Origin of the sequence: Klebsiella sp. 1SOBk10mer, from assembly GCF_046602535.1 — a bacterium.
In the GTDB taxonomy this organism is placed as follows: domain Bacteria; phylum Pseudomonadota; class Gammaproteobacteria; order Enterobacterales; family Enterobacteriaceae; genus Klebsiella; species Klebsiella quasipneumoniae.
In genome coordinates this window covers 82,552-103,447 of sequence record NZ_JBKIUP010000006.1, presented here as the reverse complement: position 1 = coordinate 103,447, position 20,896 = coordinate 82,552, and the positions used below count along the sequence as shown (strand labels likewise).

Annotated in this window: 19 protein-coding genes and 2 tRNA genes; 4 read left to right on the top strand and 17 right to left on the bottom strand. The window is 54.3% G+C overall.

The window, feature by feature from the left end:
* Positions 1 to 84: 84 nt before the first annotated feature.
* From nlpI to ACLH1I_RS16700, 9 genes are all read right to left on the bottom strand, one after another.
* Positions 85 to 969: a lipoprotein NlpI gene (gene nlpI, locus ACLH1I_RS16740; protein WP_151628898.1), complete on the bottom strand. Its 885-nt coding sequence runs from the start codon at positions 967 to 969 to the stop codon at positions 85 to 87.
* Between the two features lie 108 nt (positions 970 to 1,077).
* Positions 1,078 to 3,213, bottom strand: coding sequence for a polyribonucleotide nucleotidyltransferase (gene pnp, locus ACLH1I_RS16735; RefSeq protein WP_004206170.1), 2,136 nt, complete (start codon positions 3,211 to 3,213; stop codon positions 1,078 to 1,080).
* A gap of 242 nt (positions 3,214 to 3,455) precedes the next feature.
* Positions 3,456 to 3,725, bottom strand: a complete 270-nt coding sequence (rpsO, locus tag ACLH1I_RS16730; protein WP_002918244.1) for a 30S ribosomal protein S15 — start codon at positions 3,723 to 3,725, stop codon at positions 3,456 to 3,458.
* Positions 3,726 to 3,873: 148 nt separating this feature from the next.
* Positions 3,874 to 4,818: a tRNA pseudouridine(55) synthase TruB gene (gene truB, locus ACLH1I_RS16725; protein ID WP_017899913.1), complete on the bottom strand. Its 945-nt coding sequence runs from the start codon at positions 4,816 to 4,818 to the stop codon at positions 3,874 to 3,876.
* Entirely contained in the window at positions 4,818 to 5,219 is a 402-nt protein-coding gene (gene rbfA / locus ACLH1I_RS16720) for a 30S ribosome-binding factor RbfA (RefSeq protein ID WP_002918248.1), read from the bottom strand. Before rbfA ends, truB begins: the two co-directional genes overlap by 1 nt.
* 102 nt (positions 5,220 to 5,321) lie before the next feature.
* Positions 5,322 to 8,012: a translation initiation factor IF-2 gene (infB, locus tag ACLH1I_RS16715; RefSeq protein WP_004206173.1), complete on the bottom strand. Its 2,691-nt coding sequence runs from the start codon at positions 8,010 to 8,012 to the stop codon at positions 5,322 to 5,324.
* Positions 8,013 to 8,036: 24 nt separating this feature from the next.
* Positions 8,037 to 9,524 carry a transcription termination factor NusA gene (gene nusA, locus ACLH1I_RS16710; RefSeq protein WP_002918252.1) on the bottom strand — a complete coding sequence of 496 codons (1,488 nt, stop codon included), beginning with the start codon at positions 9,522 to 9,524 and terminating at the stop codon, positions 8,037 to 8,039.
* Between the two features lie 27 nt (positions 9,525 to 9,551).
* Entirely contained in the window at positions 9,552 to 10,004 is a 453-nt protein-coding gene (rimP, locus tag ACLH1I_RS16705; RefSeq protein WP_002918364.1) for a ribosome maturation factor RimP, read from the bottom strand.
* Between the two features lie 208 nt (positions 10,005 to 10,212).
* Positions 10,213 to 10,289, bottom strand: a tRNA-Met gene (locus tag ACLH1I_RS16700).
* Between the two features lie 307 nt (positions 10,290 to 10,596).
* Here ACLH1I_RS16700 and argG point away from each other — a divergent pair.
* The 3 genes from argG to ACLH1I_RS16685 all read left to right on the top strand — a co-directional run bounded on the left by argG (position 10,597) and on the right by ACLH1I_RS16685 (position 13,648).
* A complete protein-coding gene (gene argG, locus ACLH1I_RS16695; RefSeq protein ID WP_004144895.1) occupies positions 10,597 to 11,940 on the top strand; it encodes an argininosuccinate synthase in 1,344 nt (447 codons plus the stop codon).
* 173 nt (positions 11,941 to 12,113) lie between these two features.
* The gene (locus ACLH1I_RS16690) at positions 12,114 to 12,743 is read left to right on the top strand and encodes a winged helix-turn-helix transcriptional regulator (protein WP_004206175.1); all 630 of its coding nucleotides are present in this window, start codon (positions 12,114 to 12,116) and stop codon (positions 12,741 to 12,743) included.
* Positions 12,744 to 13,096: 353 nt separating this feature from the next.
* On the top strand, positions 13,097 to 13,648 hold the full coding sequence (locus tag ACLH1I_RS16685) for a YfaZ family outer membrane protein (protein WP_032456656.1): 552 nt from the start codon (positions 13,097 to 13,099) through the stop codon (positions 13,646 to 13,648).
* Positions 13,649 to 13,689: 41 nt separating this feature from the next.
* On the opposite strand, the gene ACLH1I_RS16680 is transcribed toward ACLH1I_RS16685, so the two are convergent.
* The 7 genes from ACLH1I_RS16680 to rlmE all read right to left on the bottom strand — a co-directional run bounded on the left by ACLH1I_RS16680 (position 13,690) and on the right by rlmE (position 19,829).
* Positions 13,690 to 13,938: a hypothetical protein gene (locus ACLH1I_RS16680; protein ID WP_072206933.1), complete on the bottom strand. Its 249-nt coding sequence runs from the start codon at positions 13,936 to 13,938 to the stop codon at positions 13,690 to 13,692.
* A gap of 297 nt (positions 13,939 to 14,235) precedes the next feature.
* Positions 14,236 to 14,322, bottom strand: a tRNA-Leu gene (locus tag ACLH1I_RS16675).
* A gap of 9 nt (positions 14,323 to 14,331) precedes the next feature.
* Entirely contained in the window at positions 14,332 to 14,661 is a 330-nt protein-coding gene (gene secG, locus ACLH1I_RS16670) for a preprotein translocase subunit SecG (RefSeq protein ID WP_002918369.1), read from the bottom strand.
* Between the two features lie 229 nt (positions 14,662 to 14,890).
* Positions 14,891 to 16,228, bottom strand: coding sequence for a phosphoglucosamine mutase (gene glmM, locus ACLH1I_RS16665; protein ID WP_004206179.1), 1,338 nt, complete (start codon positions 16,226 to 16,228; stop codon positions 14,891 to 14,893).
* Positions 16,221 to 17,069: a dihydropteroate synthase gene (gene folP / locus ACLH1I_RS16660; protein ID WP_004206182.1), complete on the bottom strand. Its 849-nt coding sequence runs from the start codon at positions 17,067 to 17,069 to the stop codon at positions 16,221 to 16,223. The genes glmM and folP overlap by 8 nt, the downstream gene beginning before the upstream one ends.
* A 96-nt stretch (positions 17,070 to 17,165) precedes the next feature.
* Positions 17,166 to 19,100, bottom strand: a complete 1,935-nt coding sequence (gene ftsH, locus ACLH1I_RS16655; RefSeq protein WP_004206183.1) for an ATP-dependent zinc metalloprotease FtsH — start codon at positions 19,098 to 19,100, stop codon at positions 17,166 to 17,168.
* 99 nt (positions 19,101 to 19,199) lie between these two features.
* Positions 19,200 to 19,829 (bottom strand): 23S rRNA (uridine(2552)-2'-O)-methyltransferase RlmE, encoded by a 630-nt coding sequence (gene rlmE, locus ACLH1I_RS16650; protein WP_002918373.1) that lies wholly within the window; start codon positions 19,827 to 19,829, stop codon positions 19,200 to 19,202.
* Between the two features lie 123 nt (positions 19,830 to 19,952).
* On the opposite strand from rlmE, the gene yhbY reads away from it, so the two are divergent.
* Entirely contained in the window at positions 19,953 to 20,246 is a 294-nt protein-coding gene (gene yhbY / locus ACLH1I_RS16645; RefSeq protein ID WP_002918374.1) for a ribosome assembly RNA-binding protein YhbY, read from the top strand.
* Positions 20,247 to 20,398: 152 nt separating this feature from the next.
* On the opposite strand, the gene greA is transcribed toward yhbY, so the two are convergent.
* Positions 20,399 to 20,875 (bottom strand): transcription elongation factor GreA, encoded by a 477-nt coding sequence (gene greA, locus ACLH1I_RS16640; protein WP_002918375.1) that lies wholly within the window; start codon positions 20,873 to 20,875, stop codon positions 20,399 to 20,401.
* Positions 20,876 to 20,896 lie beyond the last annotated feature (21 nt).

Below are 20,896 nucleotides of genomic sequence, written 5' to 3'. Positions count from 1 at the left end.
AAAGTAGGTGTATTAACGAACAACAACGCCCTCACCCGCGAAGGTGATGGCAAGCAAAAAACTATGGGCTGATGTGTTCGTCAGCTATTGCTGGTCCGATTCTGCCAGGTCATCTTGCTCCTGGCCCAAGAGCGATAATTCCAACAATGCGTATCGGTGCTCAACGTAGTTATGTACGTTGTTGGCGACCGCCAGTTTGAACAGTGCCGTAGCGCTGTCCTTGTCCCCCAGACTTAGGTAGTACTTACCTAAATAGAAGTTGGTTTCACTGAGATGCTCAGCGAGCGAGGTGTTATCCGTTGCGTCTGCCTTCAGACGAGTCATCAGCTCTTTTTCGCTAATGTCGCCAAGGTAGAACTCGACAATGTTCCATCCCCATTGCTCTTTGTCCGACTTGTCTAAGCGCTCTCTGAGTGCTTCAAGCGCCCGCTTCTCGTCGAGTTTACGCTCGGCGATATAAAGCCACAGGCTACGGAAAGGATCATTGGGATCGTCTTGATAAAACGCCAGCAGATCATCTTGCGCTAACTTAGCCCGGCCGCCGTAATACAGGGCGATACCGCGGTTCAAGTGCGCGTAGTTGTAAGTTGGATCAAGCTCAAGTACAGAATCAAACGCTTCATAGGCAGCATCAAAATTGCCTGCCTGCGTTAAGTAAATACCTAAGTAATTGAATACTTCAGGCATATCGGGTCGGATTGCCAGCGCTTGTGAAAAATCATTTCGCGCTAATGCCCTCATACCGAGACTATCATACAACACTCCGCGCTCATATAAAAGCTGTGCGCGTTCGTCATCGGATAAAGCCCGACTGGCAAGAATTTGTTCCATACGTGCCAGAATCACTTCTTGCTGTAAAGTCGGTTGCAATGGTACTGCGAGGACGGCGTCCTTACGCCAGGCGGTGCTACTGCATCCTGCCAGCGTGAGAGCTGTCGCCACGAAACACCAGCGCAAAAAAGGCTTCATTTCCCACTCCCGAAGACAACGATTGGATGAACGTCCTGTTCCCCGGCTGCAAACGAGGCGTCCTGCCCGTAAAACGCCCTCCGCAAAAGCGGAGGGCTAACGGCAACCTTACTCGCCCTGCTCGGCAGCCGGAACTTCCGGCGCTGCGGCAGACGGAGTCTGTTCAGTTGCTTCTTTGATGCTCAGACGGACACGGCCCTGGCGGTCAACTTCCAGAACCTTAACCGGCACTTCCTGACCCATCTGCAGGTAGTCAGTCACTTTCTCAACGCGCTTGTCAGCGATCTGCGAGATGTGAACCAGACCTTCTTTACCACCGCCGATGGCAACGAACGCGCCAAAGTCAACGATACGGGTCACTTTACCATTGTAGATACGGCCAACTTCGATCTCAGCGGTGATCTCTTCGATACGACGGATAGCATGCTGTGCTTTGTCGCCGTCAGTCGCTGCGATCTTCACGGTACCGTCATCTTCGATTTCGATGGTGGTACCGGTCTCTTCGGTCAGGGCACGGATAACAGAACCGCCTTTACCGATAACGTCTTTGATCTTGTCCGGGTTGATCTTGATGGTATGGATACGCGGTGCGAATTCAGAGATATCGCCGCGCGGCGCGTTAATCGCCTGCTCCATCACGCCCAGGATGTGCAGACGCGCACCTTTAGCCTGGTTCAATGCAACCTGCATGATTTCTTTGGTGATACCTTCAATTTTGATATCCATCTGCAGCGCAGAGATACCGTCGCGGGAACCCGCTACTTTGAAGTCCATATCGCCAAGGTGGTCTTCGTCACCGAGGATGTCAGACAGCACGACGAAGTTGTCGCCTTCTTTCACCAGACCCATGGCGATACCCGCCACGGCGGCTTTCACCGGCACACCAGCGTCCATCAGCGCCAGAGAGGCACCGCAGACGGAAGCCATGGAAGAAGAGCCGTTGGATTCGGTGATTTCAGACACCACGCGTACGGTGTACGGGAATTCTTCGATAGTCGGCATCACGGCCAGAACGCCGCGCTTAGCCAGACGACCGTGACCGATTTCACGACGCTTCGGAGACCCCACCATGCCAGTTTCACCTACGGAGTACGGAGGGAAGTTGTAGTGGAACAGGAAGGAGTCGGTACGCTCGCCCATCAGTTCATCGATGTTCTGCGCATCGCGTGCGGTACCCAGCGTCGCGGTAACCAGCGCCTGCGTTTCGCCACGGGTGAACAGTGCGGAACCGTGAGTACGCGGCAGAACGCCGGTACGAACGTCCAGACCACGGATCATATCTTTTTCGCGACCATCGATACGCGGCTCACCGGCCAGCACGCGGCTACGAACCACGTTTTTCTCGATAGCGTGCAGGATTTCACCCAGTTCGTTAGCGTCCAGGGTTTCATCTTCTGCAACCAGCGTAGCGATGGTTTCAGATTTGATCACATCAACCTGAGCGTAACGCTCTTGTTTGTCGGTGATACGGTAAGCATCGCTCAGGCGGGATTCAGCCAGCGCAGCAACGCGCGCGTTCAGCGCTTCGTTGACAGCTTCCGGCTGCCAGTCCCAACGTGGTTTACCGGCTTCTTTCACCAGGTCGTTGATGTTCTGGATAACAATCTGCTGCTGCTCGTGGCCAAAGACCACCGCGCCCAGCATCTGGTCTTCGCTCAGCAGTTCCGCTTCGGATTCCACCATCAGTACGGCCGCTTCGGTACCGGCAACCACCAGATCCAGTTTGCTGGACTTCAGCTCTTCCTGGGTCGGGTTCAGTACGTACTGGTCGTTGATGTAACCCACGCGCGCGGCGCCGATTGGGCCATTGAACGGAATACCAGACAGGGACAGCGCTGCAGAAGCGCCGATCATCGCGACGATATCCGGGTTAACCTGCGGGTTAACGGAAACAACGGTGGCGATAACCTGTACTTCGTTAACGAAGCCTTCCGGGAACAGCGGGCGAACCGGGCGGTCAATCAGACGCGCGATCAGGGTTTCGCCTTCGCTTGGGCGGCCTTCACGACGGAAGAAACCACCCGGGATTTTACCGGCAGCGTAGGTGCGCTCCTGGTAGTTAACCGTCAGCGGGAAAAAGTCCTGGCCTGGCTTCGCTTTTTTCTGGCCCACAACGGTCACGAATACCGCAGTGTCATCCATGCTAACCATCACAGCGGCCGTTGCCTGGCGCGCCATCATGCCGGTTTCCAGGGTCACGGTATGCTGGCCGTACTGGAATTTACGAACGATCGGATTAAGCAAAATTCTATCCTTTTTATCTATAAATCACGCCATATCTACGACATAGCGTCTATTGACCCGATCCTCTGCATCCTCGCGACTAATGACAACCTTTACCCGCCCCTGCGGATGAAGCCTCTCATTAGCCGCGCGAACCTCTGCATGAAGATCATTACTAGCAACAATACATGAGTTTTGAATGAATTGCTGCCGCCCGGTCGAAAAAAGGGGCCGTCAGGCCCCTTTTTCTGAAACTCGCAGAATTAGCGACGCAGACCCAGACGCTCGATCAGCGCGGAGTAACGTGCAACATCTTTACGTTTCAGGTAGTCGAGCAGTTTACGACGCTGAGAAACCATGCGCAGCAGACCACGACGGCTGTGGTGATCTTTTTTGTGCTCTGCAAAGTGGCCCTGCAGGTGGTTGATCTGTGCAGTCAGCAGTGCAACCTGAACTTCGGTAGAACCGCTGTCGTTTTCGCCACGACCAAACTCAGAAACGATTTTTGCTTTAGCTTCAACGCTTAGAGACATTTTAGAACTCCAGAAATTAAAAGAAAGAAAGGGTGCCGATCTCTAATTCAGCGACCCCTGATGCAACGCCCGAAAATGTTAAAACACTTTAGCGGACGTTAAGCGGCGATATTCTACTCGTAGCAGGCTTTTATCGCAAGAAAAGCGCTTACGCCGGGTATTCCACCACCAGACGACGCGGCGCCACGCGGCCTTCATCGTCAATTTCGCCCATGCCGAGAAACTTGCCGGATTCGCTTTCCATCACCCGCACCAGCCCGTTAAGCGGCGCGCCTGACTGACGTACCGGGTTGCCGTTTTTAAAATAGACCGCGGAGGTCTCCGGGATGGTCACCAGCGGATAGTCCGAGGCCGGGCTGTCCATGGGCATCAGTAGCGGATCGAGCAGCTGCGCGGCAGGAATATCCTGCGCCGCCGCCTGATCGACCAGCGCCTGCAACTGCTCGAGGGTTACCATCCGTTCAACCGGGTATTTGCTCACCGCCAGGCGACGCAGGAAAATCACGTGCGCTCCGCAGCCGAGCTTCTCACCTAAATCATCGATAATCGTCCGGATGTAGGTGCCTTTCGAGCAGTGGATCTCCAGCTCCAGCTCATCGCCTTCGTGGCGGATAAACAGCAGCTCATAGACGGTAATCGGCCGGGATTCCCGCGGGACGTCAATCCCCTGACGGGCATATTCGTATAGCTTCTTGCCCTGATATTTCAGCGCCGAGTACATCGACGGCACCTGCTGCGTCTCGCCGCGGAAGCTGTCCAGCGCCGCCGCCAGCTGTTCGTCGCTAAAGGTCAGCGGGCGCTCTTCCACCACCTGGCCGTCGGCATCGGAGGTATCGGTGCGCTGGCCAAGTTTGGCGATCACGCGGTAGCGCTTATCGGAATCCAGCAGGTATTGGGAAAACTTGGTCGCTTCGCCAAGGCAGATCGGCAGCATGCCGGTCGCCAGCGGATCCAGCGCGCCGGTGTGTCCGGCGCGGTTGGCGTTATATATACGCTTTACTTTCTGCAGCACATCGTTGCTGGAGGCGCCCTGAGGCTTATCCAGCAGCAATACGCCGTGCACGTCGCGGCCGCGACGACGAGGACGACTCATCAGTCCTCCTTGCTGTCGTCCGGGTTCACACGACGCTCATCGTCGTGTTTCACCACGCTGGTGACCAGGTTGGACATGCGCATCCCTTCCACCAGTGAGTTGTCGTAGAAGAAGGTCAGCTCCGGCACGATGCGCAGGCGCATCGCTTTCCCCAACAGAGAGCGGATAAAGCCAGAGGCTTCCTGCAGCGCTTTGATGCCCGCTTTTACCGCGGCTTCATCTTTGTCGTTGAGGAAGGTGACATACACCTTGGCATAGGCCAGGTCACGGGACATTTCCACACCGGAAACGGTGGTCATCATGCCCAGACGCGGGTCTTTGATTTCACGCTGCAGGATAATCGCAATCTCTTTTTGCATCTCCTGGGCCACGCGCTGCGGGCGACCAAATTCTTTCGCCATAATAAATTCTCCAGAATAAAGACAAAAAAGGGGCCTAAAGCCCCTTTTTAAAATGATTGCCGGGTGGCGCTTCGCTTCCCCGGCGGATTAGCCATCCGATGATTAATCGATGCTACGCTGGATTTCGATGATTTCGAACACTTCGATCATATCGCCAACGCGAACGTCGTTGTAGTTCTTCACACCGATACCACATTCCATGCCGTTACGGACTTCGTTAACGTCATCTTTGAAGCGGCGCAGGGATTCCAGCTCGCCTTCATAGATAACCACGTTGTCACGCAGCACGCGGATTGGGTTGTGACGTTTGATGGTCCCTTCGGTAACCATACAGCCCGCGATGGCGCCGAATTTCGGCGATTTAAAGACATCGCGCACTTCAGCCAGACCGATGATCTGCTGTTTCAGTTCCGGAGACAGCATACCGCTCATCGCCGCTTTCACTTCGTCGATCAGGTTATAGATGACGGAGTAGTAGCGCAGATCCAGGCTTTCCGCTTCGATAACTTTACGCGCAGAGGCATCGGCACGAACGTTGAAGCCAACCAGAATCGCGTTGGATGCTGCAGCCAGGGTGGCGTCGGTTTCGGTGATACCACCTACGCCGGAACCGATGATCTTCACTTTCACTTCGTCGGTAGACAGTTTCAGTAAGGAATCGGAAATCGCTTCGACAGAACCCTGTACATCCGCTTTCAGCACGATGTTCACTTCGTGAACTTCGCCTTCGGTCATGTTAGCGAACATGTTTTCCAGTTTAGATTTCTGCTGACGCGCCAGCTTAACTTCACGGAATTTGCCCTGACGATACAGCGCCACTTCACGCGCTTTTTTCTCGTCACGAACCACGGTCACTTCGTCACCGGCAGCCGGCACACCGGACAGGCCGAGGATTTCCACCGGAATGGACGGACCCGCTTCCAGCACTTCGCGACCCAGTTCGTCACGCATCGCACGCACACGGCCGTATTCGAAGCCGCACAGAACGATATCACCCTTGTGCAGAGTACCTTCGCGAACCAGAACGGTAGCAACCGGACCACGACCTTTATCAAGGAAGGATTCGATCACTGCGCCGCTCGCCATCCCGTTACGGACCGCTTTCAGCTCGAGGACTTCAGCCTGCAGCAGGATCGCGTCCAGCAGGTCGTCGATACCGGTACCGGCTTTCGCGGAGACGTGGACGAACTGGCTCTCGCCGCCCCACTCTTCCGGCAGGATGCCGTACTGGGACAGTTCATTCTTCACGCGGTCCGGATCGGCTTCAGGCTTATCGATCTTGTTCACCGCAACTACCACCGGCACCTGCGCCGCTTTGGCGTGCTGGATAGCTTCGATAGTCTGCGGCATCACGCCGTCGTCTGCCGCCACCACCAGAACCACGATATCCGTCGCCTGCGCACCACGAGCACGCATGGAGGTAAACGCGGCGTGGCCCGGGGTATCCAGGAAGGTGATCATGCCGTTGTCGGTTTCTACATGGTAAGCACCGATGTGCTGGGTAATACCACCCGCTTCGCCGGAGGCAACCTTAGTAGAACGAATATAGTCCAGCAGCGAGGTTTTACCGTGGTCAACGTGACCCATGATGGTCACAACCGGTGCGCGCGGTTCAGCCGCCGCGCCGGTGTCACGGTCGCTCATTACCGCTTCTTCCAGCTCGTTTTCACGACGCAGGATAACTTTGTGGCCCATCTCTTCGGCAACCAGCTGTGCGGTTTCCTGGTCGATGACCTGGTTGATGGTCGCCATGGCGCCCAGCTTCATCATCGCTTTGATGACCTGAGAACCTTTCACCGCCATCTTGTTAGCCAGTTCGCCAACGGTGATGGTTTCGCCGATCACCACGTCACGGTTAACGGCCTGCGCCGGCTTCTGGAAGCCCTGCTGCAGAGCAGAACCCTTACGGTGCTTACCGCCTTTACCGCCGCGAACGGCCGCACGGGCTTCTTCACGATCGGCTTTCGATTCAGCGTGTTTGTTGCCTTTCTTCGCCGGACGCGCCGCTTTGCTGCTGCGGCTGCGGCCGCGACCGCCTTCGACTTCACGATCGTTATCATCTTCAGCCTGACGAGCATGCTGTGACGTGGTGACGTGATAGTCGCTGGTGTCTTCCGGGCTGTCTGAAGTTTCAGACCAATTTTTTTCGTTTTCTTCTGCCATACGGCGTGCTTCTTCCGCTACACGGCGCGCTTCTTCTTCAAGTTTGCGGCGTGCTTCTTCTTCCGATTTGCGCTTCAGTTCCGCGGCTTCGTTCTCGCGACGGATCTTTTCAGCCTGGGCGGTTTTGGTCATTTCGTCGGTATGTTGATTGCTCACTTTGTCTTTTTCCGCAGCTTCACGTTTCGCTTTATCAGCGACTTCACGTTTAGCTTGTTCTGCGGCCTCACGTTCAGCTTTTAATTGCGCCTCGCGTTTCGCTGCTTCTTCAGCTTCACGACGGGCCTGCTCTTCCGCTTCACGCTGCGCCTGCTCTTCCGCGGCCAGGCGTTCAGCCTCTTGCGGATCGCGTTTCACAAAGGTGCGTTTCTTGCGGACTTCGATTTGTACCGATTTACTCTTTCCACCGGTACCTGGAATATTCAACGTACTGCGCGTCTTACGCTGTAACGTCAGCTTGTCTGGCGCCGAACCATGCTCACGGTTCAGGTGCGTCAACAAAGTTTGTTTCTCTTGCGAGGTCACAGAATCATCAGCCGTTTTGCGGATGCCTGCGTCAGCAAATTGCTGTATCAGGCGATCCACAGAGGTCTGAATCTCTGAGGCCAGCGCTTTAATAGTCACATCTGTCATGCTGTTCCTTCCTGCTACAGTTTATTACGCTTCGTCGCCGAACCAACAAATGTTGCGAGCGGCCATGATGAGCTCGCCAGCTTTCTCGTCGGTCATCCCTTCGATATCAGCCAGGTCATCAACGCCCTGCTCGGCGAGATCTTCCAGCGTACAAACACCACGGGCAGCCAGTTTGAATGCCAGGGCACGATCCAGACCTTCGAGATTCAACAGATCATCGGCAGGTTTGTTATCTCCCAGGCTTTCTTCCTGAGCCAGCGCCAGCGTAGTCAGTGCGTTTTTCGCACGCTCACGAAGTGCTTCAACGGTGGCTTCATCCAGACCGTCGATTTCCAGCAGTTCTTTCATCGGCACATAGGCCAGCTCTTCCAGCGAGGAGAAGCCTTCTTCAACCAGCACTGTCGCGAAATCTTCATCAATATCGAGATATTTGGTGAAGGTATCGATAGCGGCATGCGCTTCCGCCTGGTGCTTAGCCTGCAGATCGTCAACGGTCATCACGTTGAGTTCCCAGCCGCTGAGCTGCGAGGCCAGACGAACGTTCTGACCGTTACGGCCAATCGCCTGCGCCAGGTTGCCCGCTTCTACCGCGATATCCATGGTGTGTTTATCTTCATCCACCACGATGGACGCGACGTCTGCCGGCGCCATAGCGTTAATCACGAACTGCGCCGGGTTATCATCCCAGAGGACGATATCGATACGCTCGCCGCCCAGCTCAGTGGAAACCGCCTGCACGCGCGCGCCGCGCATACCGACGCAAGCGCCAACCGGGTCGATACGCTTGTCGTTGGTTTTCACCGCGATTTTGGCACGAGATCCCGGATCGCGAGCCGCCGCTTTGATTTCCAGCACTTCTTCACCGATTTCCGGCACTTCGATGCGGAACAGTTCGATCAGCATCTCAGGTTTGGAACGGGTCACGAACAGCTGGGCGCCACGCGCTTCCGGACGGACTGCGTACAGTACGCCGCGAATGCGGTCGCCCGGGCGGAAGTTCTCACGCGGCAGCATATCTTCACGCAGGATCACGGCTTCAGCGTTGTTGCCCAGATCCAGAGTGATGTTGTCGCGGTTCACTTTTTTCACCACGCCGGTGATGATCTCACCTTCGTGCTCGCGGAACTGATCGACCACCATTGCGCGCTCGGCTTCGCGAACTTTCTGCACGATAACCTGTTTAGCGGTCTGGGTGGTGATGCGGTCGAAAGTGACAGACTCAATCTGATCTTCGACGTAGTCACCGACGTTCATGCTTTCATCTTCGAAACGCGCGGCTTCCAGCGTGATCTCGCGCGTCGGCTGGGTCACTTCTTCTACAACCAGCCAGCGACGGAAAGTGTCGAAATCGCCGCTCTTACGGTCGATTTCAACGCGAACGTCGATCTCTTGTTCGTATTTTTTCTTGGTGGCCGTTGCCAGCGCGCTTTCCAGCGCTTCGAAAATTTTCTCACGCGGCAGCGCTTTTTCGTTGGAAACGGCTTCAACAACAGCCAAAATTTCTTTGTTCATCGGGGCCTTTCACCTCAATCCAGACTGTTAAAAGTGGGGAACCAGGTTCGCCTTCTGGATGTTACTCAGCGCGAACACTTCATCTTTGCCTTCGACGGTTACCGTGATCATTTCACCGTCTACCGCTTTGATAATGCCCTGCCATTTGCGACGGTTCTGAACCGCCATGCGCAGCACCAGCGCAACTTCTTCGCCAGTGAAACGTTGATAGTGTTCGGCGGTGAACATCGGACGGTCGAGACCAGGCGAAGAGACTTCCAGGTTGTAAGCGACAGTGATCGGGTCTTCGACATCCATGACGGCGCTTACCTGGTGGCTCACATCAGCACAATCATCAACGTTGATGCCATCTTCACTATCAATATAGATGCGCAGTGTGGATGTGCGACCGCGAATAAATTCGATGCCGACCAGCTCAAAGCCAAGCGCTTCAACCGGCGCAGTGAGCATCTCTGTCAATTTTTGCTCTAATGTGGACAAACCCACCCCCAAGACATAAAAAAAGGGCGTATAGCCCAGTTATTCTGAAGTCAGATAACAAAAAACCCCGATAAATCGGGGCTTTAGATAACTGAACCCTGAGATCGCCATGGCGATCTGGAACACCTTCCGCAAGAATTCTTTCAAATTCGGCTACGAAGGACACCTAGTCCTCACAGTATATTTGAAAAAGTACTTAATGGGAAAGTGGTTGCGGGGGCCGGATTTGAACCGACGACCTTCGGGTTATGAGCCCGACGAGCTACCAGGCTGCTCCACCCCGCGCCTGAAACGTGGCATATTTTACTCTTTTTGAGCAAAAGACGCAAATACTGCTGGGATTTGGTACCGAAGACGGGACATAAAATCGGGATGAATTGTAACGGCAACTAGTATATTTTGTCAACATGCATTTTAGCGCCCCCGATTGCCGTTTGTGCTGGTATTTCAGGCTTTTTTAGCAAAAAGATGATGAAGCCCTTCCTGTCGCCAGTAAAAGATGGTTAAATCAATACTCACAATTAATGCATAAAAATGCAGTTAAGGTTGTTGGGTCGAACTCACCACAGTCTATCGAGCAGGGTTTTATTTTATGACGACGATTCTCAAGCATCTCCCGGTTGGTCAACGTATTGGTATCGCTTTCTCTGGTGGACTGGATACCAGCGCCGCGCTGTTATGGATGCGCAAAAAAGGCGCCGTGCCTTATGCATATACCGCTAACCTGGGTCAACCGGACGAAGACGACTACGATGCTATTCCGCGCCGCGCGAAAGAGTACGGCGCCGAAGGTGCCCGTCTGATCGACTGCCGCAAACAGCTGGTCGCAGAAGGGATCGCCGCGATTCAGTGTGGCGCTTTCCATAACACCACTGGCGGGTTGACCTATTTCAACACCACGCCGCTGGGCCGCGCGGTCACCGGCACCATGCTGGTAGCGGCAATGAAAGAAGACGGCGTTAACATCTGGGGCGATGGCAGCACCTATAAAGGCAACGATATCGAACGTTTCTATCGCTACGGCCTGCTGACCAACGCTGAACTGCAGATCTACAAACCGTGGCTGGACAGCGATTTCATCAATGAACTCGGCGGCCGTCACGAAATGTCCGAATTTATGATCGCCTGCGGCTTTGACTACAAGATGTCGGTCGAGAAAGCCTATTCCACCGACTCCAACATGCTCGGCGCTACCCACGAAGCGAAAGATCTGGAGTTTCTGAATTCCAGCGTCAAGATCGTCAACCCGATTATGGGCGTGAAGTTTTGGGACGAAAACGTGAAGATCCCTGCGGAAGAAGTCACCGTACGCTTTGAGCAAGGCCACCCGGTGGCGCTGAATGGCAAAACCTTCGCCGATGACGTTGAAATGATGCTGGAAGCCAACCGCATCGGCGGTCGTCACGGCCTGGGCATGAGCGACCAGATCGAAAACCGCATTATCGAAGCGAAAAGCCGCGGCATTTATGAAGCCCCGGGGATGGCGCTGCTGCATATCGCCTACGAGCGTCTGCTGACCGGTATTCATAACGAAGATACTATCGAGCAGTATCACGCTCACGGTCGCCAGCTGGGCCGTCTGCTGTATCAGGGCCGCTGGTTCGATTCCCAGGCGCTGATGCTGCGTGATTCGCTGCAGCGCTGGGTCGCCAGCCAGATCACCGGCGAAGTCACCCTTGAGCTGCGTCGCGGCAATGACTACTCGATCCTCAATACGGTATCAGACAACCTGACCTATAAAGCAGAGCGCCTGACCATGGAAAAAGGCGATTCCATGTTTACCGCTGAAGACCGTATCGGCCAGTTGACCATGCGTAATCTGGATATCACCGATACTCGCGAGAAGCTGTTCGGCTACGCGCAGTCTGGACTGCTGAGCGCCTCCTCAGCGACGGGTTTACCGCAGGTTGAAAATCTGGAAAACAAAGGCAAATAATCGCCTGACGATGTTTACTCTCTCTGCCGGCGGCTCTCCGCCGGCTTTTTATTTTTTGTTACCAGTCAGCAGCAGAAAAATCGAAAAGAGGCATTTTTTCCTTATCACCCGGCCGGCAAAATTGTTGACTATAATAGCCTCAATTGATTAATTCATATCTGGTGATAAACATCATGAATATTAAACCGCCGATCAGGCCGCAAAAGGCCATTGACCGACTGATCGATGTGCTTGAGCCACACGCGACGCCCGTTAACGCGATCGCCAGAAAAAGACTAACGTGGGAATATAAAGGTAAGACCCAACTCTTTATTTTTAAAAAAGGCGAGCTGTCGATTATTCGTAATTCCGACAAGCTATTGATGGTGACCGTCTATGAGCCGCATCTGTTCGGCGTGGCGGAAATGCTGCAGCCCAGCCGCAGCCATAGTCTGCGGGCGGAGGTCTCTTCCGAACTGCTGCGTATCGATTATGACCTGGCGTCGGCGCTATTCCGTCAGCACAACCTGTGGGAAGAAGTTACCAGCCTGCTGGCTTATCATACCTCGTATATGGTATATCGTGACGATCTGGTCCTGCAGCAGCGAACCTATTCGGTGATCCGTAACCATCTGCTGGAAATGATGCTCTTAACCGAAGAGACTCGGCAGCGCGTGTCTATTCTGGAATATATTCAGGACCGGACCCATCTGTCGCGCAGCAGTATTCTCAATGTCTTGTCAGCCTTAAAGAAAGGCGGTTATATTGCCTTTGCCCGCGGCGGTTATTTGCAAAGTATCGCCTCGCTTCCGGAAAAATTCTAACCCGCGCCCGTCACCATCTTTTTGTCGTTATTCACCTTACTGTTGAAAATGTTTAAATTTAAATCAATAAACGCTAACGGTAAAAAAAGAAAAATTTTATGCTGAGTTCCTGAATTTACCGGTGGACAACATGTCCCTGAGATCAACCAGCAGACTGCCACTCACGGCGTTAACCGCCGGGCCTGCATCAGCTCAGGATATGCCACCGGAAATCGGCCAGGCGTGAGCAGCGGCAGCGGGAGTTGACCCCTCTTGTTTGCCGTCTGCAGCGACCATAACGATGAGATCCAAGAACCCGTTAATTTTGCCCGAACGCCCGTATCGGGCTTTTTTTTATCTGAAGGAATTCAACAATGAAGTCTATTGCTCCAAAAATGGTTGCCGTGATGATCGCTTTAGGGGCCAGCAGCGCTGCCTGCGCATCCGTTAACCTGCATGGTGAAGCCGGCGCCGAGTTTACCAATCTGTCCGCCAGCTTTGGTGCCGGGGAACCTGGCATGACGTTCAACACCCAGTGGGCCCACAGCGACAATGACGGGGACAGCGTAGGACTGGGAATGGGTTACAACTTTAACCTCGGGCCCTTTCTGATGACGCTGGGCGGTAAAGGGGTCTATTTGAACCCTAAAGACGGTGATGAAGGTTACGCTATCGCCGCAGGTGGCGGAGCAGAACTCCCACTCGGCCAGTACTTCACGCTCTTCGGTGAGGGTTATTACTCGCCGGACTCGATGTCCAGCGGCGTCGATGATTATGTAGAGGCTAATGCCGGGCTACGCCTTAACGTGCTCCCGTCGCTAAATATCGAAGCTGGCTATCGTTATATCGATATGGCGGGGAAAGATGGCAACCGCGACAACACCCTCGCCGACGGGGCCTATGCCGGGGTTAACTTCCGCTTTTAATCCATGCACAGGGATTGCCTTCCGGCAGTCCCTGTCTCATCTCAGCTGGTCAGTGGCACGCTTTTCAGTACACGGTTGATCTCCTGCAGACCAGCAACATTATTCTCTTTACGGTAAACGTCATTCATGGATGCCATCTGCTCCAGGCGGGTCAACGCGCCATACACCTGATATGCCTCGCTGTGTCTGTCGAACACATCGCGGCGCTCCACATCCTGCAAATAATGGCTTTTCAACGAATGATTAAGGCGACCAATCAGTGCCGTATTGTCCTGGAAATAGCGCGTCACAGCCTGGGCATTGTTCGCCGCAGTCCCCGGCTCACTGTGCGATACCGGTACGGTTAGCGTATTAATCGTCTCCACCGTTTTGGATGGGGATGTTGAACTGCATCCCGCTAAACCGAGCACGCCGGCGACGATAAGCACCCCGATCTTGTTCATTGTGTCACTTCACCTCTGTTAATTTGACGAGGCGACTTTAACGACAGCAAAAGGAGGGGACCAGCGAAGAGATGTTTAATAATAAATGGTCGGTGGGGACAAAAACAAAAAAAGACGCTTTTCAGCGTCTTTCTTCTGGAATATTGGTACCGAGGATGGGACTCGAACCCACAAGCCCGTTAGGGCACTACCACCTCAAGGTAGCGTGTCTACCAATTCCACCACCTCGGTACAGAATACTTAGTGCGGGATATCGCTGGTCGGCTGAGCCGGCGCAGTTGGCTGAGTTTGCTCTGTTTTCGGCGCGCTCAGGTTATCCCACTCACTTCCTTTACTGGTCTTGTTGCTGTTGATATTACCCAGCGCCAGACTGATGATGAAGAACAGCGCAGCCAGGATGCCGGTCATACGGGTCATGAAGTTACCAGAACCGCTGGACCCAAACAGTGTGCCGGAAGCGCCTGCACCGAAGGAGGCTCCCATATCAGCGCCTTTACCTTGCTGCAGCATAACCAGACCTACGAGGCCAATCGCTACAATAAGGAAAACAACCAAAAGAGCTTCGTACATAATCAACCTGTTCCTTGCGGATTCGCCGCATACCAAGTGCTTCGACCAATAAAGCGGGACGTTTTAACGTTTCCCACTGAAGCGGGTGTGAATACTAACCAAAGCGAATGACCTTCGCAAGGGCAATTTCGACACATTGTATCAACTGCAGAAAAAAACAGCAAAAAGCCGGTATTCGATCATAAAAAAGGCGGCAAGCGCCGCCTTTTTAACCACTTAGCCGGCAAGCTTAGACGCTTTTTACCGCTTCGGCGATGCGATGCGCAAACTCGTGCACCTGATCTTCATGCTCGCCTTCCACCATGACGCGGATCAGCGGCTCCGTACCCGATTTACGCAGCAGGACGCGGCCACGCTTACCTAATGCCGCTTCCACTTCTGCGGTCACCGCTTTGACATGCTCATTCTCCAGAGGGTTGCCGCTGCCCTCGGTAAAGCGCACATTCACCAGCAGCTGAGGGAACATCTTCATGCCGCTGCACAGGTCATGCAGGCTCATGTGGTTGCGTACCATCGCCGCGACCACCTGCAGACTGGCGACGATGCCATCGCCGGTGGTGGTTTTATCCAGCAGGATCACATGGCCGGAGTTTTCCGCACCGATGCGCCAGCCTTTTTCCTGAAGCATCTCCAGCACATAGCGGTCGCCCACCTTCGCACGGGCAAACGGGATGCCTAGCTGCTTGAGCGCCAGCTCCAGGCCCATATTGCTCATCAGCGTACCGACGGCGCCGCCGCGCAGCTGTCCCTGACGCAGCCCTTCCCGGGCGATGATGTAGAGGATTTGGTCACCATCGACTTTATTGCCTTCATGGTCAACCATGATCACCCGATCGCCATCGCCGTCGTAGGCAATGCCCAGATCGGCTTTTTCCGCCAGCACGCGCGCCTGCAGCGCCCGCACGTCGGTAGCCCCGACCTCTTCGTTGATGTTGAGGCCGTCAGGCTCACAGCCCATCGCGATAACCTGGGCGCCCAGCTCGCGGAATACATTAGGAGCGATGTGGTAGGTTGCGCCATGCGCACAGTCCACCACCACTTTCAGCGTGGAGAGGCTCAGTTCATTGGGAAAGGTGCCTTTACAAAACTCAATGTAGCGCCCCGCGGCATCGACGATACGGCTGGCTTTACCCAGCTCAGCCGAATCCACACAGGTGAGTTCTTTCTCCATTTCGGCTTCAATCGCCTCTTCCACATCATCAGGCAGCTTGGTGCCCTCAATGGAGAAGAACTTGATGCCGTTGTCGTAGAAAGGGTTATGTGAAGCGGAGATGACGATCCCCGCCTCGGCGCGAAAGGCGCGCGTCAGGTAGGCAATCGCCGGCGTCGGCATTGGCCCGGTGAACGATGCAGAGAGTCCCGCTGCCGCCAGCCCGGCTTCCAGCGCCGATTCCAGCATATAGCCCGAAATACGGGTATCCTTGCCGATGATAATTTTACGCGAGCCGTGGCGCGCTAACACTTTACCCGCCGCCCAGCCGAGCTTAAGCACAAATTCCGGAGTGATCGGCGCATCGCCGACGCGGCCACGAATACCATCGGTGCCAAAATACTTGCGGTTACTCATAACGTTTTTTTCCCTTAGCGGCGAGGGTGGCTTCCACCACGCGCAGCGCTTCTACCGTTTCTTTGACATCATGGACGCGGATAATCTGCGCGCCCTGCATTGCTGCTATGACGGCACACGCCAGGCTGCCGTTCAGCCGTTCCGACGGCCCAACGTTCAGCAACTGACCTACCATCGACTTACGCGACATACCGACCAGCAGCGGCAGACCAAAGTGATGAAACTCTCCCAGCCTGGCCAGCAACTGATAATTGTGGGTGAGATTTTTACCGAAACCGAATCCCGGGTCGAGCAGCAATTTTTCTTTTGCGATCCCCGCCTGTTCGCAGCGCACGATGTGTTCATTAAAAAAGCGCTCTACATCGGCGAAGACATCCTCATACTTCGGCGCCTCCTGCATGGTTTTCGGCTGTCCCTGCATATGCATCAGACACACCGGCAACCCGGTTTCCGCCGCAGCCTGCAGCGCGCCGGGTTCGGTCAGCGAACGAATATCGTTAATGATATGCGCCCCCGCTCGGGCCGATTCGCGGATAACCTCCGCTTTGGAGGTGTCCACTGAGATCCACACCTCAAAGCGCTGGGCGATAGCCTCCACCACCGGGATCACCCGCGCAAGCTCCTCTTCCACGCTAACCTCAGCCGCCCCTGGCCGCGTCGATTCACCGCCGATATCAATGATGGTCGCCCCGGCGTTGATCATCAGATTGGCATGCTTCACCGCCTCAATCAGCGAATTATGGGCGCCGCCATCAGAGAAGGAGTCAGGCGTCACATTAAGAATACCCATCACGTGGGGGTGAGAGAGATCGAGGGTTGAGCCCTGGGCTACAAGTTTCATCACAAAATCCCTGAGACAGAAGAGGTTAAAAAAGAAAAACCCCGGAGCGGGCGCCCCGGGGTTTTAAGGTTAAAACAAGACATCAACAGCGGCAGCTTATTTGTCGCCCAGCTGCTCTGACATGGTATTGCCCGGGTTCGGCGTACGCGGTTCATCAACCGGACGCGGCGCACGAGGCGTGCCATTGTTGTCAGAGTTGTTAGAAGAACCTGGTTCTTCCCAACCCGCTGGCGGACGAACATCGCGACGAGCCATCAGGTCGTCAATCTGCGGCGCATCGATGGTCTCATACTTCATGAGCGCATCTTTCATCGCGTGCAGAATATCCATGTTGTCGTTCAGCAACTGGCGAGCACGACCATAGTTACGCTCAATCAGCGATTTCACTTCCTGGTCGATGATACGCGCGGTTTCATCGGACATATGCTTCGCTTTCGCGACGCTGCGGCCGAGGAACACTTCACCCTCTTCTTCCGCATACAGCAGCGGACCGAGTTTGTCGGAGAAGCCCCACTGGGTCACCATGTTACGCGCCAGGTTCGTCGCCACTTTAATGTCGTTGGACGCGCCGGTAGAAACATGTTCCGGACCGTAGATAATCTCTTCCGCCAGACGACCGCCGTACAAGGTGGAGATCTGACTTTCCAGTTTCTGACGGCTGGCGCTGATCGCATCGCCTTCCGGCAGGAAGAAGGTCACACCCAGCGCACGACCGCGCGGGATAATCGTCACTTTGTGTACCGGATCGTGCTCCGGCACCAGGCGACCGATAATCGCGTGGCCCGCTTCGTGGTAAGCGGTAGACTCTTTCTGCGCTTCCGTCATCACCATGGAGCGGCGTTCCGCACCCATCATGATTTTGTCTTTCGCTTTTTCGAACTCAACCATCGAGACGACGCGTTTGTTGCCGCGGGCAGCAAACAGGGCCGCTTCGTTGACCAGGTTGGCCAGGTCGGCACCGGAGAAGCCAGGGGTACCGCGAGCAATGATTGCCGCATCGATATCCGGCGCCAGCGGAACGCGACGCATATGCACTTTCAGGATCTGCTCACGACCGCGAACATCCGGCAGGCCAACCACCACCTGGCGGTCAAAACGGCCCGGACGCAACAGCGCGGGGTCAAGAACGTCCGGACGGTTAGTCGCCGCGATAACGATAATGCCTTCGTTACCTTCAAAGCCGTCCATCTCAACCAGCATCTGGTTCAGGGTCTGCTCACGTTCATCGTGGCCACCGCCAAGACCGGCGCCACGCTGGCGGCCGACGGCGTCGATTTCATCGATGAAGATGATGCAAGGCGCTGCTTTCTTAGCCTGTTCGAACATGTCACGCACACGAGATGCACCAACACCGACGAACATTTCTACGAAGTCAGAACCGGAAATAGTAAAGAACGGCACTTTTGCTTCGCCAGCGATCGCTTTCGCCAGCAACGTTTTACCGGTACCCGGAGGACCGACCATCAGGACGCCTTTCGGGATCTTACCGCCCAGTTTCTGGAAGCGGCTCGGCTCACGCAGGTATTCCACCAGTTCGCCGACTTCCTCTTTCGCTTCGTCACACCCGGCAACGTCAGCAAAAGTGGTTTTGATCTGATCTTCTGTCAGCATACGGGCTTTGCTTTTGCCGAAGGACATCGCGCCCTTCCCGCCGCCGCCCTGCATTTGCCGCATAAAAAAGATCCAGACGCCGATCAACAGCAGCATAGGGAACCAGGAGATGAAGATGGAAGCCAGCAGGCTTGGCTCTTCTGGTGGTTCACCAACCACTTTGACGTTTTTAGTCAACAGGTTATCGAGCAGCTTCGGATCGTTAACCGGAATGTAAGTCGTGTAACGGTTACTATCTTTCTTGGTAACGTTGATCTCACGTCCGTTGATACGCGCTTCGCGAACCTGGTCCTGATTGACCTCTTGCAGGAAGGTAGAATAATCCACCTTGCGGCCATTCGACTCGCTGGGCCCAAAGCTCTGGAATACTGACATCAGCACAACGGCAATGACCAGCCAGAGTATTAGGTTTTTCGCCATGTCACTCAAGGGATTAACCTCTTATTACAACTGTGTTAAAAACAGCGTCAGGATACTCTATATCCAGTTTCTTTCAAACTTTCGTTTGAAATCTGCCGGTTATGGTTTACGCCCGGTCGCTACAATATACACTTCACGCGAACGAGCGCGGGAAGAGTCCGGCTTACGAACTTTGACCTTCGTAAACAGGGAGCGAATTTCTCGAAGATACTCATCGAAGCCTTCGCCCTGGAACACCTTCACTACAAAACTACCACCTGGCGCTAATACATCACGAGACATTTCAAGCGCCAGTTCTACCAGATACATAGCCCGGGGAATATCCACCGCCGGTGTTCCGCACATATTCGGCGCCATATCGGACATGACCACTTGTACTTTACTGTCGCCCACTCGCTCAAGTAACGCTTTCAGGACTAATTCATCACGAAAATCGCCCTGAAGGAAGTCCACACCAACAATTGGATCCATTGGTAAAAGATCGCAAGCGATGATGCGGCCGCTGTTGCCGATCTGCGTGACCGCATACTGCGACCAGCCACCGGGAGCAGCACCGAGGTCGACTACCGTCATCCCCGGCTTAAAAATTTTGTCACTTTGCTGTATTTCATCAAGTTTAAACCAGGCACGGGAACGTAACCCCTTTTTCTGTGCCTGTTGAACATATTTATCGCTAAAGTGTTCCTGAAGCCAGCGGCTTGAGCTGGCAGAACGCTTTTTACCTGTCATTTAACATTCCCGTTCGGGTTCATCGTACTTTACTGCGTAAAAATCGACGCGGTAGTTTGGCGATATATGGGAGATGGCGGTAGAATGACCCGTTTTCAATCCCAACGTAAGCAAAAAAATACGATGAATCTGAGTACTAAACAAAAACAGCACCTGAAAGGTCTGGCACATCCGCTCAAGCCGGTAGTTATGCTTGGCAACAATGGTTTGACCGAAGGGGTACTGGCCGAGATCGAACAAGCGTTAGGGCACCATGAACTCATCAAGGTGAAGATCGCCTCAGAAGATCGCGAAACTAAAGCCTTGATCGTGGAAGCCATCGTGCGCGAAACCGGCGCCTGTAACGTACAGGTCATCGGTAAAACGCTGGTTCTGTACCGCCCAACGCCAGAGCGTAAAATCTCGCTGCCACGCTAAGAATATCCTCAATCCCGACACAACTTTGTGTAAAACGAGGGATTTCTGTGGCCAGGCGAGCAAAATGCCATGCTCGTGACGTTGATAAAAGGCCGCTATGCGGCCTTTTTCCTTTCTTTACAATCTATAAACATCGTAGCGGGAAATACGCCTTACAGGTATTCAACCTTGGTAATTTCGTATTCCACTTCCCCACCCGGTGTGCGGATAGTCACGACGTCATCCTGCTCTTTACCGATCAGACCACGGGCAATCGGCGAGTTCACGGAGATCAGATTCTGCTTAAAATCAGCTTCGTCATCGCCCACGATACGGTAGGTCTGCTCCTCGTCAGTATCGAGGTTCAGCACACTGACGGTTGAACCAAAAATCACCCGGCCATTGTTCGGCATTTTGGTGATATCGATAACCTGCGCGTTGGACAGCTTCGCTTCGATGTCCTTGATACGCCCTTCGCAGAAGCCCTGCTGTTCACGCGCAGCGTGATACTCGGCATTCTCTTTCAGATCGCCGTGTTCACGGGCCTCAGCAATAGCGGCAATGATTTCAGGACGACGCACAGACTTCAGATAATCCAGTTCTTCGCGCAGTTTTTCAGCGCCACGTAAGGTCATCGGAATCGCTTGCATTAGTTATACCTCTTTATCATT